Origin of the sequence: Komagataeibacter swingsii, assembly GCF_003207895.1 — a bacterium.
Taxonomy (GTDB): Bacteria; Pseudomonadota; Alphaproteobacteria; order Acetobacterales; family Acetobacteraceae; genus Komagataeibacter; species Komagataeibacter swingsii.
On record NZ_NKUB01000011.1, the window covers coordinates 101,329 to 117,608 of the forward strand.

The following is a 16,280-nucleotide window of genomic DNA, read 5'->3' on the forward strand; positions in this document are numbered from 1 at the left end:
CGGATGGAAATGATCATCCTTGGCTGCGCCGGCTCGGCTGGCGTGCCCATGCTGGGTGGGCCGGAGGGTGCTGGGGACTGGGGCGAATGCGACCCGACCGAGCCACGCAACCGCCGCACGCGCTCATCCGTCATCATAAGCGACGGGCCGGGGCGCGTGCTGCTGGTCGATACGGGGCCGGACCTGCGTGACCAGTTGCTGGCGCAGCGGATTGGCGTGGTCGATGCGGTGCTGTACACCCACGCCCATGCCGACCATATCGCGGGGCTGGATGAACTGCGCACCATCAACCGCATCATTGGCGGCCCGCTGCCGGTTTACGGCACGCGGCAGGTGATGGATGAAATCAGCATCCGCTTTGACTACGCCTTTCGCCCATGGACGCCGCCGCACATCTTCCGCCCCATTCTGGATGTCCACCATGTGATGCTGCCCTCCACCGTGGTGATGGCGGGGATGGCGGTCCGGCTGTTCGGCCAGAGCCATGGCCGGACCGAAACGCTGGGGCTGCGTGTGGGGCCGATGGCCTACTGCACCGACGTGGCCGAAATGGATGATGTGGCGCTGGAGGCCCTGCGCGGTGTCGATACGTGGGTGGTGGACTGTTTCCAGCGCGAGGACCATCCATCCCACGGCTGGCTGTCGCAGGTCCTGCAATGGCGTGACATCATCCAGCCGCGCCGCACGGTGCTGACCCATATGGGGCCGGACATGGACTGGGCGTGGATGCAGGCCAACCTGCCTGATGGCGTGGAAGCCGCCTATGACGGGCTGCGCCTGCATGCCGGTGGGGAATGAAAGTTTCTGGGCGCCGCCTTTTTTCAAAAAGGCGGCGTTCCCCGAAGCTTTCTGGAACAGGCGTCATCACGGGCTGCCTTGTGAATGCAGGACCATTCGCGACGCGCCGGGGCGGTTTTGCCGCTGTCCGCACAATAAAGCGTACCGGACCTGCGTGTAATGCTTGCCAGCGCCCGATTAGCCCCCTATGAGGGTGCGCCAACGGTCGGTGACCCGAGGCGCGGGGTAGCCGCCATCTGCTGACGAGGCCCCTGCATCATGTCTTCCATCCCCAAAAACACATCCGCCCCCCGGCTTGAGGACCGCATCCGCGAAGCCCTCGCCTTTGATGACGTGCTGGTTGTTCCCGACGAATCGAACGTCCTGCCATCGCAGACATCGACCAGAACCCGGCTGACCCGCAAAATTACCCTGAACATCCCGCTGATCTCGTCGGCCATGGACACCGTGACCGAGGACAGCATGGCCATCGCCATGGCGCAGAATGGCGGCCTTGGCGTGATCCACAAGAACCTGACGATCGAACAGCAGGCCGAGCAGGTCCGCCGCGTCAAGCGTTTCGAATCGGGCATGGTGGTCAACCCCGTCACGGTCTATCCCGACCAGACGCTGGCGGAAGTGAACGCCATCATGTCCCGCCACGGGATCAGCGGCCTGCCAGTGGTCGAGCGCGACACCAACCGCCTGGTCGGCATCCTGACCAACCGTGATGTCCGCTTCGCCACCGACCCGGCCCAGCGCGTGTATGAACTGATGACGCGCGAAAACCTGGTGACCGTGCGCAACAATGCCGACCGCGACCAGGCCCGCCAGCTGCTGCACCGCCACCGGATTGAAAAGCTGCTGGTCATTGATGATGAAGACCGCTGCATCGGCCTGATTACCGTCAAGGACATGGACCGCGCGGTACAGTACCCGCAGGCCAACAAGGACAGCCTTGGCCGCCTGCTGTGCGCGGCCGCGACCGGCGTGGGGGATGATGGCGTGGCGCGCGCGCGCGAACTGATCGCGGCGGGGGTGGACGTGGTGGTGATCGACACCGCGCATGGCCATTCATCGGGCGTGCTGAAAAGCATCGAGCGCATCCGCGCCATCGAAAACGACATCCAGATCATTGCCGGCAACGTCGCGACGCCGGAAGCCGCCCGCGCGCTGATCGCGTCGGGCGCGGACTGCGTGAAGGTGGGGATCGGGCCGGGGTCGATCTGCACCACGCGCGTGGTCGCCGGCGTGGGCGTGCCGCAGTTTTCCGCCGTGATGGAAACTGCGGCCGCGTGCCACGAACTCGACGTGCCCGCCATTGCCGATGGCGGGGTGCGGACCTCGGGCGATATCGTCAAGGCGATCGGCGCGGGGGCCGACGTGGTCATGGTCGGCTCGCTGCTGGCCGGCACGGAGGAAGCTCCGGGCGAGGTGTTCCTGTACCAGGGCCGGACCTACAAATCCTATCGCGGCATGGGCAGCCTTGGCGCCATGTCCCGTGGCTCGGCCGATCGCTATTTCCAGCAGGACATCAAGGACACGCACAAGATGGTCCCCGAAGGGATCGAGGGCCGCGTGGCCTACAAGGGCGCGATGGGCGCCGTCATCCACCAGCTGGTGGGCGGCCTGCGCGCGGGCATGGGCTATACCGGGTCCGCCACCATCGCCGACCTGCAGCAGCGCGCGCGCTTCCGCCGCATTACCGGCGCGGGCCTGCGTGAAAGCCACGTGCATGACGTGTCGATCACGCGCGAAGCCCCCAACTACCGGCAGGACTGATCCTGCTGGTTCCATGACAGTAACGGTTTGACGGTTCCATAATCCATGACACCCAGCGCACGGCTTTCCGCCGCCATTGACCTGCTTGCCGCAATGGAGGCGACGCCACAGCGGCCCGCCGATGCGCTGGCCAATGCCTTTTTCCGTGAACGGCGGTATATTGGCGGCGGCGACCGCCGGGCCATTTCGGCCCGCGTGTGGCGTATCCTGCGGCACTGGCGCAGGCTGCACTGGTGGATTGAACGCGCTGGCATGCAGCCAACGCCCCGCCTGCTGGCGCTGGCCATGATGGCGCTGGACCCGCAGGGACGCGAAAACCCCGATGACCTGTTTACGGGCGAACGCTACGCCCCGCTGGGCCTGACCGGGCCGGAGCGGCGGCTGTATGACCAGCTTCAGGGTCAGGCGCTGACCCATCCCGACATGCCGCGCGCGGTCGTGCTGGAGGTGCCGGACTGGCTGCTGCCCCGTCTGGAACGGACCTTTGGCGACGGGGTGGAGGCGGAACTGGCCGCGATGGAAGGCGAGGCGACGCTGGACCTGCGCGTCAACCTGCTGAAATCCGACCGCCCCACCGCGCGTGCAGCCCTTGCGGCGGATGGCATCCAGTCCGAGGACACGACCCTGTCCCCATGGGGCCTGCGGGTCGCGGGCCGCCAGCCCGTGACATCATGCGCGGCCTTTCGTGGCGGCATGGTGGAAATACAGGACGAAGGCAGCCAGCTGGTCGTGGCCGCCGTGGGCGCGCGGCCGGGCATGCGGGTGCTGGACTACTGCGCGGGCGCTGCGGGCAAGACGCTGGGCATGGCCATGACCATGGAAAACCGCGGCCATATCGTCGCCTGCGATGTGTCCGAACCCCGGCTGGATGGCGCGGTGCGCCGCCTGCGCCGCGCGGGTGTCCATAATGCCGAGCGCCACCTGCTGGTCGCGGGCGACCGCTGGGCGCGCCGCCGCAGCGGCAGTTTCGACCGCGTGCTGGTCGATGCGCCGTGCACCGGCACCGGCACATGGCGGCGCAATCCCGATGCGCGCCTGCGCCTGCGGGAGCGCGACCTGCTGGAACTGACCGCCAAGCAGGCCGACATCATTGACCGCGCGGCCAGCCTTGTCCGCCCCGGCGGGCGGATGGTGTATGCCACGTGTTCCATCCTGCGTGAGGAGAATGGCGACCAGATCGCGGCCTTCCTCGCGCGCAACCCCGCCTTTTCCATGGTGACGCCCGATGGGGTGGACGATGACCTGCCGCCGGGCCTGGCGGTGGACGGGCAGGTGCGCCTGACGCCGCGCCAGCACCACACGGACGGTTTTTTCGCCGCCATCGTGCAGCGCGAGTCCTGACCCGTCCCGCCACGGCGCGCCCATTCGGCAGGCGGCGGCGTTTCCTGAAAAAAGCTTTACCAAAAACCTCTTTGTAATTTGCGTGGCGTCCCATAGGCAGGGTCTCTGGGACAGTCTCTTGGATAATAAGAAAAACCATACGCCGGGACCGCATTCCAGGCCCATGACACAAATCTGGTGGCGGCAGGGGCGTTTGCGTTTGCAACAACGCGGGGCATGGGCATGCAGGCAACGAACCTTGCGATCGGAATTCTGTGCGTGCTGGGTGGCGGGATCGCGGCCCAGTGGGTGGCGTGGCGGTTCAGGCTGCCAGCCATCGTGCTGCTGTTTTCCCTTGGGCTGGTCCTGGGGCCGGGCCTGGGCGTCCTGCATCCCGGGGCGGCGATCGGGCCGTATTTCCACCCGCTTGTGTCCATGGCCGTGGCCTTCATCGTGTTCGAGGGGGGGCTTGCGCTGGACCTGCGCCAGTGGCGGGAATCGGGGGAGGGCGTGCTGCGGCTTACGGCCGCCGCCCTGCCCATCAACTGGGTGCTCGGCTCGCTTGCCGCGCATTATGTCGGCTGCCTGCCGTGGGGAACGTCGTGGCTGTTTGGCGCGATCGTGGTGGTGACGGGGCCGACGGTGGTGCTGCCGCTGCTGCGCCATACCAAGCTGCGGCCACGGGTCGCGGCCTTCCTGCGGTGGGAAGCCATCGTCAATGACCCCATTGCCGCCATCCTCGCGACGCTGGTGCTGGAATGCCTGCTGATCCGCCCGTCGCATACCGGCGGCATTTCGCTGGCGACGGTGGAGATCGGGCCGCACCTGCTGTTCGCCACCATGTTTTCGATCGCGTGCGGTGTTTTCCCCGCGATCCTGATCAAGTTCCTGTCCGCGCGCGACATGCTGCCCGAAATCCTGCGCATTCCCATGATCTTGGCCTTTGTCATGACGGTGGCCGCCCTGTGCAACCTGATCATGCAGGGGGCGGGGCTGATGGCGGCCACGGTGTTCGGCATGGCGCTGGCGAACCTGCATGTGACCGGCATGTCGGAACTGCAGCGGATCAAGGAATCGCTGGGGGTGATCGTGGTGTCGTGCCTGTTCGTGCTGCTGACGGCCGACCTGCCGCGCACGCTGCTGACCGAACTGTCGCTGCCCATCATGGCGCTGACGTTCACGGTCATGTTCGTGGTCCGGCCGCTGGGCATTTTCCTGTCCACCATCGGGGCCAGCATGTCATGGCAGGAACGGCTGTTCGTGGGCTGGATCGCGCCGCGCGGCATCGTGGCGGCGGCGGTGGCGGGGGTTGTCGGCATGCAGTTGCATGAAGCGGGCTATCCGGGCGGCGACCTGATCACGCCCGCCGTGTTCGCGCTGATCGCATCGACCATGATCCTGCACGGGTTCTCGTTACGGCCGCTGGCGCGCGCGCTGCGCCTGACCCTGTCGGATGAGCCGGCGCTGGCCATCATGGGGGCCAATGCATGGTCCACCAACCTGGCCCGCGTGGTGCATGACCGGGGCATACCGGTGCTGCTGGTCGATACCTATGCCCCCGCGCTGAACAAGGCGGCAGGGTTCGGCATCCCGATCCTGCGCGCGGAACTGCTGTCGGTCGAGGGGATGGAAAGCCTGGAGGAACGCCCGGCGGACTACCTGATCGCGGCCACGCCGGATGCGATCTATAACGGCCTTGTCTGCGCGCGCATGGCCCCCGACCTTGGCCGCCAGCGCGTGTTCCAGGTCAGTCCCGGCATTGCAAGGCTGGACCTGTATCACGGGCTGAGCCGGGATTCGCGCGGCAAGGTGCTGGGGGAGCCGGGGTGGAATTTCTCCTATATCGATTCCCTGTACGCAAAGGGCTGGCGCTTTGGCAGCCACGTCATGGAGGCGCATGGGGCCGAGGCCGACCTGCCGGCCGGCCCGGGCATGCTGTTCATGATCATCCGCAAGGGCACCGCGATCTGGATTTTCTCCGCCGAGGACGCGATTCCGGCCGAACCGGCGCCGGGCGACATCATCGTCATGCTGCGGCCCCCCGCCATGGCCGCGGGGGAGGGGGTGGGGGCATCGGCGCCGGCTAGGCCGGCCTGACGTCGATTTCCCCCAGTCCCGCCGCCAGCAGGTGGCGCAGCACGGGTTCGGGCAGGGCGATGCAGCCCTCCGTCGGGCGGCCGCCCCTGGGTGGCAGGTGAAGGAAGATGGCCGACCCCGCGCCAGAATGAACCGGGTCGTCGTTATAACCAAGCACCACGACAATGTCGTAAACGTGATCCTCCCGCCACAGCCGTTCGTGCCGGGCGGGGTGGGGCAGGCTGACATAACGGTTATAATCGGGGTGGTGGGGGTCGTCACACCACCCATCAAGCGGGGAAAGCGGCTCCACAGGCAGATGACAAACAGGTGATGCCACCCGGTCGGCGCGATAGAACACGCGCCGCAGGGGCAGAATACCGCCGGGTGTTGCGTGATCTCCCTCCGTTTTGCGGTTTCTGATGCCGCCCGCGCCGATAATGGCGGGAAAAATTTCGCGCATGCAATGCAGTTGTGCATCCAGCCCTGTATTCGTTTGCAAAATAGCGCGTATCATGAATTCCTCTGGATCGGGTCGTATTTATGTTATCTCCGGCCTAATCCGGCAGCATACGGCATTATGGCCGTCGGGTCGCGGGCCTGTCGGTGGTGTGGCCGGAAATGAACACAAAGACAGAGACCGCCCCCCAACGGGGCGGGACTAAAGTGATAAAGAGGGTTCGATGGCAGGAGCACGTCCCATACTGATAGCGGACGACGATCAGACTTTACGTCAAATGCTCGTTGAACAGCTGCAGATTGATGGTGAATTTGAAGCGATCGAGGCCGGCTCCGTCGCCGAGGCCTGGGAAAAGCTGCAGAAACCGGGGGCGCGTTTCGATGCGATCATCCTCGATGTGTCCCTGCCTGACGGGGACGGGCGCGATTTCTGCGCCGACCTGCGGCGCAAGGGCAAGCGCATTCCCATCATCATCCTGACCGGTTCCGATGACGAGACGGACGTGGTGCGCGGCCTTGACGCCGGCGCGAACGACTACGTCGCCAAGCCGTTCCGCATTGCCGAGCTGCTGGCCCGGCTGCGCGCGCAGATGCGCATTTTTGAAAACAGCGAGGACGCGGTCTTTGCAATCGGGCCGTACATCTTCCGCCCGTCCGCCAAGCTGCTGCAGGAAACGGCCAAGAACCGCCGCATCCGCCTGACGGAAAAGGAGGCCGCGATCCTGAAGTTCCTGTACCGCGCGGGCACGCGCCCCGTGCCGCGCCAGGTGCTGCTGAACGAGGTCTGGGGCTACAACGCCGCCGTGACCACGCATACGCTGGAAACGCACATCTACCGCCTGCGCCAGAAGATCGAACCCGATCCCACCAACGCCACCCTGCTGGTGACCGAAGGGGGCGGCTACCGCCTCGACCCCGAAGGGGGCAAGACCGCCCTCGCCTGACCGGGTCGTGGCCCGCATCGCTGGCTGTTCTGACGGGCCGCCCGGTTTCGGGCGGCCCGGTCGCGTCTGTGGGGTACCGTTCAGGCGTCCAGGTCGATCATGACCGGCACGTGGTCCGATGGCTTGTCCCAGTCGCGCGCCGCGCGTAGCACGTCCATGCCGCGCAGGGCGGGTTGCAGGTCGGGCGTGACCCAGACATGGTCCAGCCTGCGGCCACGGTTGGACCGGCTCCAGTCCCGGTTGCGGTAGGACCACCACGTATAAAGCTTTTCCGTCGCGGGCACGAAATGGCGCATGGCGTCGACAAAGCCGGTCTGCTGCCATGCCAGCAGGCGCTCGGTTTCCGCGGGCGTATGGCTTACGATCTTCAGCAGTTGCCTGTGGCTCCATACATCGTGTTCCAGCGGGGCGATGTTCAGGTCGCCCACCAGCACGGTGCGCCGCATGTCACGGCCGGAAAACCATGCCCGCGCTTCCTCCACGAACGCCAGCTTGTGCGCGAATTTGGGATTTTCCACCGGGTCGGGAATGTCGCCGCCCGCGGGCACGTAGAAATCATGCACGTCAATCGCGCCAGCGCCCGTACCGTGGCGTATGGCGATGTGGCGGCAGTCCCCACGCTGGCACCAGTCGGGGGCGTCCTCCAGCACGGTTACGGGCTGGCGTGACAGGATCGCGACCCCGTTATACCCCTTCATGCCCCGGAACGCGACGTGGTCGAACCCCAGCGCGCGCACCGCATCAAGCGGGAACAGGCTGTCGGGCACCTTGGTTTCCTGCAGGCAGACGATATCGGGGGATGTGTCCTGGCACAGTTGGGCCAGCAGCGGCATCCGCAGGCGGAGGGAATTGATATTCCATGTCACAATACGCATATCGGGTGCATTGCCGATCGGGCGCGGGCTGACAAGAATATTTTTACGCGGCCGCGGCGCCGCGCGAGACAAAAACAGGAACGAATGACAGAAGGCGGCTGATATTCCGGGCAAAATGGCAGCCGGGTTTTCCACCACGGAGAAGCCACAATTTGTCCACCTGCGGGGTTGACAGGCATGTTTTGGGTTCACGTGGGGTGGGATTTTTTTTCCGGCCCATAAGCGGCCGGATATAGTAGTTTAAAAACAATAGGTTATCGTTAGTGATGTTTTTTTGGGCAATCCAAGTGCAGGAAAGGAAAACCGCCATCCGCGCGTTTTTTTCTGCTGCTGCTCCACAGACTTATCCACACCATCGGTGGATGAACGGCTGCCATCCATGACAACAGCCATTTCAACCGCCCCCATCCAGCCCCCCGTCCAGCCGGTCGGGGTGGAGGCGATAAACCATGCCCTGCAGACCATGCCGCAGTCGCCGGGCGTGTACCGCATGCTGGGGCCGAAGGGGGACGTGCTGTATGTGGGCAAGGCGCTGAACCTGAAAAAGCGCGTCACGTCCTACACCCATGTCAGCCGCCTGACCGAACGCCTGCGCCGCATGGTGTCCGAAACCCGCGGCATGGAAATCGTCACGACCCATACCGAGGCCGAGGCCCTGCTGCTGGAAGCCAACTACATCAAGCGCATGCAGCCCCGGTACAACATCCTGCTGCGCGATGACAAAAGTTATCCATGGATCATGCTGACGGACAAGCATGATTTTCCCCAGATCAGCAAGCATCGCGGCAAGCCGGTGAAGGGGGCGTCATACTGGGGGCCGTTCGCATCCGCGTGGTCGGTCAACCAGACGCTGAACCTGCTGCAGCGCACCTTCCTGCTGCGTTCGTGTTCCGACAGCGAAATGCAGGGCCGCACGCGCCCGTGCCTGCTGCACCAGATCCACCGCTGCGCCGCGCCCTGCACCGACCGCATCAGCCGCGCGGACTATGCCGAACTGGCGGGGCAGGCGCGCGACTTCCTGGCCGGGCGCAACCCCCACATGCGCGAGCAGCTTGGCCGCGAGATGGAGGAAGCGGCCGGCGCGCTGGAGTTCGAGCGCGCGGCGGCGATACGCGACCGCATACGGGGGCTGTCGGCGCTGCAGCAGGATTCCAGCGTCATCAATCCCTCCACCATGACGGATGCGGACATCATCGCGATCTGGCAGATCGCGGGGCAGTCGTGCATTCAGGTGTTCTTCATCCGTGCCGGGCGCAACAACGGCAACCGCGCGTTTTTCCCCGCCCATGCGCGCGACGAGAACGCGCCCGACGTGCTGGCCGCCTTCATCGGCCAGTTCTATGACGACAAGCCGCCGCCCGCGCATGTGCTGGTCAACCAGGACCTGCCGGAGCTGGACGTGCTGGAATCCGCCCTGAGCCTGCGCCGGGGCCGCAGGGTCGAGATCACGCACCCGCGGCGCGGGGAAAAGCGCGCCGTGATCGAGCATGCCGAAATCAACGCGCGCGAGGCGCTGGAACGCAGGATGGCCGAAAGCGCCGGCCAGGCGCGGCTTTTGCAGGGGGTGGCCGACCTGTTCGGGCTGGACGCGCCGCCGCGCCGGATCGAGACCTATGACAACAGCCATATCCAGGGGGCGAATGCCTATGGCGTGATGGTGGTGGGCGGCCCGGAGGGATTCGACAAGCGGGCCTACCGCAAGTTCTCCATCAAGGGGCCGGTCACGCCGGGCGATGACTTCGCCATGATGCGCGAGGTGCTGGAACGCCGATTCCGCCGCGCGCTGAAGGACCGCGAGGAAGGCGTCCGGCCCGGGGACTGGCCCGACATCCTGCTGATCGACGGCGGGGCGGGGCAGTACACCGCCGTGCGCGGCGTGCTGGACGAACTGGGGGTGACGGGGGTGACGCTGGTGGGCATCGCCAAGGGGCCGGACAGGGATGCGGGGCGCGAATGGTTCCATACCGAAGGCCGCGCGCCCTTCCAGCTGCCGCCGCGCGACCCGGTGCTGTATTACCTGCAGCGCCTGCGTGACGAGGCGCACCGCTTCGCCATCACCACCCACCGGGCCGGGCGGTCCAGGACGCTGGTGCGATCGGAACTGGACGACATCCCCGGCGTTGGACCTGCACGCAAGCGCGCGCTGCTCAAGCATTTCGGCTCGGCGCGTGGCGTGCGGCAGGCTGGCCTGGGGGAACTGGAACATGCACCGGGCATCAACCGCGACATGGCGCGCGCCATATACGGATATTTCCATCCCGACTGGACAGGGGAGTGATCGGCTGTCATGCAGATGTGAGCTTGTGACCTGCCTGACAGGCAGTATCAGTATTTCGGTTTTCCCTCATTCTTGGTTATAGCAGTACCAGCATGCTTACCGACCTGCCCAACCTCCTGACCCTGTCCCGCATCGTCGTGGTCCCCATTGTCGTCGGGCTGGTCGTCATCCATACGGCGCAGACCGACTGCGCCGCGTGCATCCTGTTCATACTGGCGGGAATCACCGACTACCTTGATGGCAAGCTGGCGCGGGCGTGGAACCAGAATTCCGACCTTGGCCGCATGCTCGACCCCATTGCCGACAAGCTGCTGGTGGGCGCGTCGCTCATGGTCATGGCGGGGCTGGGGCGGCTGCCATATGGCTGCCTGTACCCGGCCATCATCATCCTTTCGCGTGAAATCCTGGTCAGCGGGCTGCGGGAATACCTTGCGGCGACGCGGGTGGGCCTGCCGGTGACACGGCTGGCGAAATGGAAGACCGGGTTCCAGATGACCGCCATCGGCTTCCTGCTGGCGGGCGACAGCACGGCGGGGCTTCTGCATATCGGGTGGCTGCCGGTTGACGCGCTGGGGGCGGTCATGATGTGGATTGCCGCCGTCCTGACGCTGGTTACGGGGTGGGACTATCTCTCCACCGGGCTGCGGCATGTCAGCCGTGGCGCGCCGGGGGCCACGAAATTATCTTCCTGACCTACATGAAAAATTAACGCGCGCCGTGGTTGCTCTCTCCTGTGCGGGTCATCTGGCCCGCCTTGTGCCGGACAGGTCAGGGGGAGAACGCGGTGCGCAATGCAATGGTCCTGTCATTGCTGGTGGGGCTGACCGGATGTGGCGGTTTTGGCCAGATCCTGTCCGACAATACGGAACTGCCCGGCAGCCTGCCCAATACCCCGCGCCCCGAGGTCGAGAACATGCGCCGCGTGGCGGGGCAGGCGCCGCAGATGCTGCCCATACTGCCGCAGGAACGCAATGTCTGGCCGGTTGTAAGGCCCGGGCAGTCGGTGCTGGCCGCGATTGGGGCGGGCGACGCCCCCCGCGCCGACGCGCGTTCGCGGCTGCCGGAACGCGAGGTGGACCTGCCCGCGGGCGGCGAGATGCAGATCGGCAACGATGCGGACCCCGATGGCGGCCCGGCGGCGGGGGCGCGCGTTTCCGCATTGTCTTCGGGGCCGTCGGCGACGCATAAGGGCGTATCGGATTCAGCCATTGTCGTCCCGAACGGCGATGGCACCAACACCGTGGTCGCATCCGACGGCACGGTCCACGAACAGCAGGCGCCATGACCGGCACGGGCCGCATGGGACGCCATGGCACAGGGAGATGACACCGGGATGCTGCGCATTCTCTATTTCGCATGGTTGCGGGACCGGCTTGGCCGCCCCGGCGAGACACTGCCCCTGCAGGGGCAAGCGCATTCCGTGCAGGACCTGATCGGCCAGTTGCGCGCGCGTGGCGGGGCGTATGGGGAGATATTCGCGAAACCCGAACTGATCCGTGTCGCGGTGAACCAGAGTTTCGCCACGATTGACGCCCCTATTGCCGCCAATGACGAAATTGCCTTCTTCCCGCCGGTCACGGGGGGCTGACGCGGTCATGCCCTGCGTTACGGTCCGTGTTCAGGCGGAAACATTCGATGCCACCCACGAAACCGCCCTGCTGCTGCGCGGGCGGGACGGGGTGGGGGGAATTGGCGCGTTTACCGGCATTGTCCGTGGGGGCGACGGGCTGGTGGCGCTGGAGCTGGAACATTACCCCGGCATGACCGAATCCATGATGCGGCGGATTGCCGATTCGGCCTGCGCGCGATTCGGCCTGACCGGCTGCACCGTCATCCACCGCGTGGGCCGGCTGGAAGCGGGCATGCCCATCGTGCTGGTGCTGTGCGCCGCCGCCCACCGCAAGGCGGCGCTGGAGGCGACGGACTTCATGATGGACTGGCTCAAGACCGGCGCGCCATTCTGGAAACGCGAGGAATTCGCAGACGGGCGGCGTGAATGGGTCCAGCCGCGCGCGCATGATGACGCGGCGACGGCGCGGTGGGGTGCGCTGGATCAATGAAGCGTGTGGGGGAAAATTTAAAAAATATTCTCCCCATTCCGTACTTGACCCAAGCTTGCCCGCTGATTCGGAAGATCAGTCCACAATTTGTCCCCACACATTATATGGTGCATTCCAGTACCGTTTGCTCCATATATAGGGGGCAAAATCAAAAAACCTCACCACGCCGCACAGGATCGAAAGGCCCTGTGCGTCGGCGTGAGCCGATTACGGAGAATGTAAATGGTCCTGGATGACGTATCCGGAAGCATGCCCGATCGTTCGGCTGGTGAGGGCGGGACCACCCGGGGAAAGGACAGTACGACGATGTCTGATATGCCTGACATGCTGGATAGCGTGGTGCAGCTGCCGGGCCACCATCCCGTGCGCGTGGACCATTCCCGCGATGCGCTGCTGACGGCATTCGGCAAGGCGACGCTGGACAACCGCTACCTGCTGCCCGGTGAAAGCTACCAGGACCTGTTCGGCCGGGTTGCGTCCTATTACGGGGCCAGTCCCGCGCATGCGCAGCGGCTGTATGACTATATCTCGCGCCACTGGTTCATGCCGGCGACGCCGGTGCTGTCCAATGGGGGCACCACGCGCGGGCTGCCGATTTCGTGCTTCCTGAACGAAGCCAATGACAGCCTGCGCGGCATCGTGGACCTGTGGAACGAGAACGTATGGCTGGCATCCAAGGGCGGCGGGATCGGGTCGTACTGGGGCAACCTGCGTTCGATCGGTGAAAATGTCGGGCGCAATGGCAAGACATCGGGCGTCATCCCCTTCATCCGCGTGATGGACAGCCTGACGCTGGCGATCAGCCAGGGGTCGCTGCGGCGCGGGTCGGCGGCGGTGTACCTGCCGGTCTGGCACCCCGAAATCGAGGAATTCATCGAACTGCGCCGCCCCACCGGCGGCGATCCCAACCGCAAGGCGCTGAACCTGCACCATGGCGTGCTGGTGTCCGACGCCTTCATGCGCGCCGTGGCGGATGATGATGAATGGGCGCTGCTGTCGCCCAAGGACAATGCGGTCATCCGCAAGATCTCGGCGCGTTCGCTGTGGATACGCATCCTGACCGCGCGGATGGAGCAGGGCGAGCCGTACATCATCTTCTCCGACCATGTGAACAACGCCCGTCCCGAACACCACAAGCTGGCGGGGCTGGAGGTCAAGACATCCAACCTGTGCGCGGAAATCACCCTGCCCACCGGCATGGACCAGCACGGGCGCGAACGTACGGCGGTGTGCTGCCTGTCCTCGCTCAACCTGGAAACATGGGATGAGTGGAAGGACAACCCGCAGTTCATCGAGGACGTGATGCTGTTCCTCGATAACGTGCTGCAGGACTTCATCGACCGCGCGCCGGACGACATGGAGCGCGCGCGTTACGCCGCCATGCGCGAACGTTCGGTGGGGCTGGGGGTCATGGGCTTCCATTCCTTCCTGCAGGCCCGCAACGTGCCGTTTGAAAGCGTGGTGGCCAAAAGCTGGAACCGCCGCATATTCAAGCATATCCGCGCGCAGGCCGACGCCGCGTCGCGCAAGCTGGCGGAAGAGCGCGGGCCGTGCCCCGACGCCGCCGATTATGGCGTGATGGAGCGTTTTTCCAACAAGATGGCGATTGCGCCCACCGCGTCGATTTCCATCATCGCGGGCAATGCCAGCCCCGGGATCGAGCCGATCGCCGCCAACGTGTTCCTGCAGAAGACGCTGTCCGGGTCGTTTACGGTGCGCAACCGCCACCTTGACCGCCTGCTGACGGAAAAGGGGCAGAACACGAACGAGGTCTGGTCCTCCATCACCCTGAACAAGGGCAGCGTGCAGCATCTCGACTTCCTGACCCAGCAGGAAAAGGACGTGTTCAAGACCGCGTTCGAACTGGACCAGCGCTGGGTGATCGAACACGCCGCCGACCGTGCGCCCTTCATCTGCCAGGCGCAGTCGATCAACATCTTCCTGCCTGCCAACGTGCACAAGCGCGACCTGCACCAGATCCATTACATGGCCTGGAAGCGGGGGGTGAAATCGCTGTATTACTGCCGTTCGCTGTCCATCCAGCGTGCTGATGCCGTAAGCGACGGGCAGGAAAAGCGCGACATGACGAAAAAGGAAGGCGACATCCCTGCAACGCCGGCCACCACGACCACGGATTATGAGGAATGCCTTGCCTGCCAGTAAGGGCGGGGCGGTTTCATGTATTGTTTTAATTTTATTTATAGAATTTTCTGCCACTAAATAGAAATTTCAGTCCAAAAAGCAACCATGCCCATGCGGTGGCTGGTTCTTGCCTGCCGTTATTTCGTATGGACATGGGATTGGCCTGCTGTTTATTGTTCGGGCTGTCGGGGTTGTGCCCGGCGCCCCCGATTCATGTAACAGGACAGGCATGGCCATGACCGATCAAGCCCCCGGCGCAGGTGCCCCGACGCAGCCCGAACCCAGCCTGCTGACCGCCAATCCCGTCTACAAGCCATTCCGCTACCCATGGGCCTATGATGCATGGCTGACGCAGCAGCGCGTCCACTGGCTGCCTGAAGAGGTGCCGCTGGCCGATGACGTGAAGGACTGGCACCGCACGCTGACGGAAAGCGAACGGCATCTGGTCACCCAGATCTTCCGGTTTTTCACCCAGTCGGATGTGGAGGTGAACAACTGTTACATGAAGCACTACAGCCAGGTGTTCAAGCCGACTGAAGTGTTGATGATGCTCTCGGCGTTTTCCAATATCGAGACCATTCACATCGCCGCCTACAGTCATCTGCTCGATACCATCGGCATGCCCGAGACCGAGTATTCCGCTTTCCTTAAATATAAGGAAATGAAGGATAAATATGACTACATGCAGCAGTTTTCGGTTGACGATAACTACCAGATCGCCCGCACGCTGGCAGCCTTTGGCGCGTTTACCGAAGGGTTGCAGCTGTTCGCGTCGTTCGCCATCCTGCTGAACTTCCCCCGCCATAACAAGCTCAAGGGCATGGGGCAGATCGTGTCATGGTCGGTGCGTGACGAATCGCTGCACTGTGATTCGATGGCGCGGCTGTTCCGGGTGTTCGTGCATGAAAACCCGGAAATCTGGACCGATACCCTGCGTGATGACATCCGCCAGATCTGCCGTGATATTGTCGAGCACGAGGATGCATTCATCGACCTTGCATTCGAGATGGGCGCGGTCGAGGGGCTGGATGCGGGGCAGGTGAAGCAGTACATCCGTTTCGTCGCCAACCGCCGCCTGGGCCAGCTTGGGCTGGACGGGATTTATGATATCGCCGCCAACCCGCTGCCATGGGTGGATGAAATGGTGAACGCGGTCGAACATACCAATTTCTTTGAAAATCGCGCCACGGAATACAGCCGGGCCTCGACTACGGGGTCGTGGGATGAAGCCTTTGCCTGATGGCTGGTTTCGGTACATCGCACTGATAAATAAAAACAAAAGTTTTTGGGTGCCGCCTTTTTTCAAAAAGGCGGCGTTCCTTTGAAGCTTTTTGGGGCCTGTTGGGGATTAGCGTGAATTGATGACTGCGGCCACGAGATAGATCATGGCCGAGAATGACCTGTCTGTCTTGTCGCTGCGCATGGCGATGCGCTTGAACTCCTTGAGTTTGCAGAAGAAGTTCTCGATGAGGTGGCGCGCTTTGAACAGGGCTTTATCGAACGGGCGTCTGTCGAGGCGGTTTTTGCGCTGGGGAATGACCACACAAGCGCCTTGCGCGCGTATGCT

The 16,280-nt window shown here is 64.3% G+C and carries 14 protein-coding genes and 1 pseudogene; 12 read left to right on the top strand and 3 right to left on the bottom strand.

Annotation, left to right across the window (positions count from 1 at the left end):
* Positions 1-3: 3 nt before the first annotated feature.
* The 4 genes from CFR76_RS10220 (at position 4) to CFR76_RS10235 (ending at position 5,976) form a co-directional block, all read left to right on the top strand.
* The gene (locus CFR76_RS10220) at positions 4-798 is read left to right on the top strand and encodes an MBL fold metallo-hydrolase (RefSeq protein WP_110557035.1); all 795 of its coding nucleotides are present in this window, start codon (positions 4-6) and stop codon (positions 796-798) included.
* Positions 799-1,056: 258 nt separating this feature from the next.
* Positions 1,057-2,559: an IMP dehydrogenase gene (gene guaB, locus CFR76_RS10225; RefSeq protein WP_110557036.1), complete on the top strand. Its 1,503-nt coding sequence runs from the start codon at positions 1,057-1,059 to the stop codon at positions 2,557-2,559.
* A gap of 45 nt (positions 2,560-2,604) precedes the next feature.
* Positions 2,605-3,900, top strand: a complete 1,296-nt coding sequence (locus CFR76_RS10230; RefSeq protein ID WP_110557037.1) for an RsmB/NOP family class I SAM-dependent RNA methyltransferase — start codon at positions 2,605-2,607, stop codon at positions 3,898-3,900.
* A gap of 222 nt (positions 3,901-4,122) precedes the next feature.
* Positions 4,123-5,976: a cation:proton antiporter gene (locus tag CFR76_RS10235; protein WP_208623975.1), complete on the top strand. Its 1,854-nt coding sequence runs from the start codon at positions 4,123-4,125 to the stop codon at positions 5,974-5,976.
* On the opposite strand, the gene CFR76_RS10240 is transcribed toward CFR76_RS10235, so the two are convergent.
* On the bottom strand, positions 5,963-6,418 hold the full coding sequence (locus CFR76_RS10240) for a L,D-transpeptidase family protein (protein WP_110557039.1): 456 nt from the start codon (positions 6,416-6,418) through the stop codon (positions 5,963-5,965). The two genes, CFR76_RS10235 and CFR76_RS10240, sit on opposite strands and share 14 nt — an antisense overlap.
* A 220-nt stretch (positions 6,419-6,638) precedes the next feature.
* Between CFR76_RS10240 and CFR76_RS10245 the strand changes: the two genes are divergently transcribed.
* Positions 6,639-7,358 (top strand): response regulator transcription factor, encoded by a 720-nt coding sequence (locus tag CFR76_RS10245; protein WP_025438719.1) that lies wholly within the window; start codon positions 6,639-6,641, stop codon positions 7,356-7,358.
* 80 nt (positions 7,359-7,438) lie between these two features.
* On the opposite strand, the gene CFR76_RS10250 is transcribed toward CFR76_RS10245, so the two are convergent.
* Positions 7,439-8,233, bottom strand: a complete 795-nt coding sequence (locus tag CFR76_RS10250) for an exodeoxyribonuclease III (RefSeq protein ID WP_208623976.1) — start codon at positions 8,231-8,233, stop codon at positions 7,439-7,441.
* 379 nt (positions 8,234-8,612) lie between these two features.
* Between CFR76_RS10250 and uvrC the strand changes: the two genes are divergently transcribed.
* The 7 genes from uvrC (at position 8,613) to CFR76_RS10285 (ending at position 15,953) form a co-directional block, all read left to right on the top strand.
* On the top strand, positions 8,613-10,511 hold the full coding sequence (gene uvrC, locus CFR76_RS10255) for an excinuclease ABC subunit UvrC (RefSeq protein WP_167402107.1): 1,899 nt from the start codon (positions 8,613-8,615) through the stop codon (positions 10,509-10,511).
* A 92-nt stretch (positions 10,512-10,603) separates the two neighbouring features.
* Positions 10,604-11,203, top strand: a complete 600-nt coding sequence (gene pgsA, locus CFR76_RS10260; protein WP_025438716.1) for a CDP-diacylglycerol--glycerol-3-phosphate 3-phosphatidyltransferase — start codon at positions 10,604-10,606, stop codon at positions 11,201-11,203.
* 92 nt (positions 11,204-11,295) lie between these two features.
* Entirely contained in the window at positions 11,296-11,796 is a 501-nt protein-coding gene (locus CFR76_RS10265) for a hypothetical protein (protein WP_244191877.1), read from the top strand.
* A gap of 48 nt (positions 11,797-11,844) precedes the next feature.
* Positions 11,845-12,099, top strand: a complete 255-nt coding sequence (moaD, locus tag CFR76_RS10270; RefSeq protein WP_110557066.1) for a molybdopterin converting factor subunit 1 — start codon at positions 11,845-11,847, stop codon at positions 12,097-12,099.
* Between the two features lie 7 nt (positions 12,100-12,106).
* Positions 12,107-12,571: a molybdenum cofactor biosynthesis protein MoaE gene (locus CFR76_RS10275; protein ID WP_110557043.1), complete on the top strand. Its 465-nt coding sequence runs from the start codon at positions 12,107-12,109 to the stop codon at positions 12,569-12,571.
* Between the two features lie 222 nt (positions 12,572-12,793).
* Entirely contained in the window at positions 12,794-14,734 is a 1,941-nt protein-coding gene (locus tag CFR76_RS10280; RefSeq protein ID WP_110557044.1) for a ribonucleoside-diphosphate reductase subunit alpha, read from the top strand.
* A gap of 214 nt (positions 14,735-14,948) precedes the next feature.
* The gene (locus CFR76_RS10285) at positions 14,949-15,953 is read left to right on the top strand and encodes a ribonucleotide-diphosphate reductase subunit beta (protein ID WP_025438711.1); all 1,005 of its coding nucleotides are present in this window, start codon (positions 14,949-14,951) and stop codon (positions 15,951-15,953) included.
* Positions 15,954-16,061: 108 nt separating this feature from the next.
* Here CFR76_RS10285 and CFR76_RS10290 read toward each other — a convergent pair.
* Positions 16,062-16,280, bottom strand: a pseudogene (locus tag CFR76_RS10290) (IS5/IS1182 family transposase); the annotation flags it as partial.

Excerpts from the sequence above, each read along its gene's own strand:
- CFR76_RS10220 (WP_110557035.1), top strand. The coding sequence starts at position 4 with ATGGAAATGATCATCCTTGGCTGCGCCGGCTCGGCTGGCGTGCCCATG.
- guaB (WP_110557036.1), top strand. The coding sequence starts at position 1,057 with ATGTCTTCCATCCCCAAAAACACATCCGCCCCCCGGCTTGAGGACCGC.
- CFR76_RS10230 (WP_110557037.1), top strand. The coding sequence starts at position 2,605 with ATGACACCCAGCGCACGGCTTTCCGCCGCCATTGACCTGCTTGCCGCA.
- CFR76_RS10235 (WP_208623975.1), top strand. The coding sequence starts at position 4,123 with ATGCAGGCAACGAACCTTGCGATCGGAATTCTGTGCGTGCTGGGTGGC.
- CFR76_RS10240 (WP_110557039.1), bottom strand. The coding sequence starts at position 6,418 with ATGCGCGAAATTTTTCCCGCCATTATCGGCGCGGGCGGCATCAGAAAC.
- CFR76_RS10245 (WP_025438719.1), top strand. The coding sequence starts at position 6,639 with ATGGCAGGAGCACGTCCCATACTGATAGCGGACGACGATCAGACTTTA.
- CFR76_RS10250 (WP_208623976.1), bottom strand. The coding sequence starts at position 8,233 with ATGCGTATTGTGACATGGAATATCAATTCCCTCCGCCTGCGGATGCCG.
- uvrC (WP_167402107.1), top strand. The coding sequence starts at position 8,613 with ATGACAACAGCCATTTCAACCGCCCCCATCCAGCCCCCCGTCCAGCCG.
- pgsA (WP_025438716.1), top strand. The coding sequence starts at position 10,604 with ATGCTTACCGACCTGCCCAACCTCCTGACCCTGTCCCGCATCGTCGTG.
- moaD (WP_110557066.1), top strand. The coding sequence starts at position 11,845 with ATGCTGCGCATTCTCTATTTCGCATGGTTGCGGGACCGGCTTGGCCGC.
- CFR76_RS10275 (WP_110557043.1), top strand. The coding sequence starts at position 12,107 with ATGCCCTGCGTTACGGTCCGTGTTCAGGCGGAAACATTCGATGCCACC.
- CFR76_RS10280 (WP_110557044.1), top strand. The coding sequence starts at position 12,794 with ATGGTCCTGGATGACGTATCCGGAAGCATGCCCGATCGTTCGGCTGGT.
- CFR76_RS10285 (WP_025438711.1), top strand. The coding sequence starts at position 14,949 with ATGACCGATCAAGCCCCCGGCGCAGGTGCCCCGACGCAGCCCGAACCC.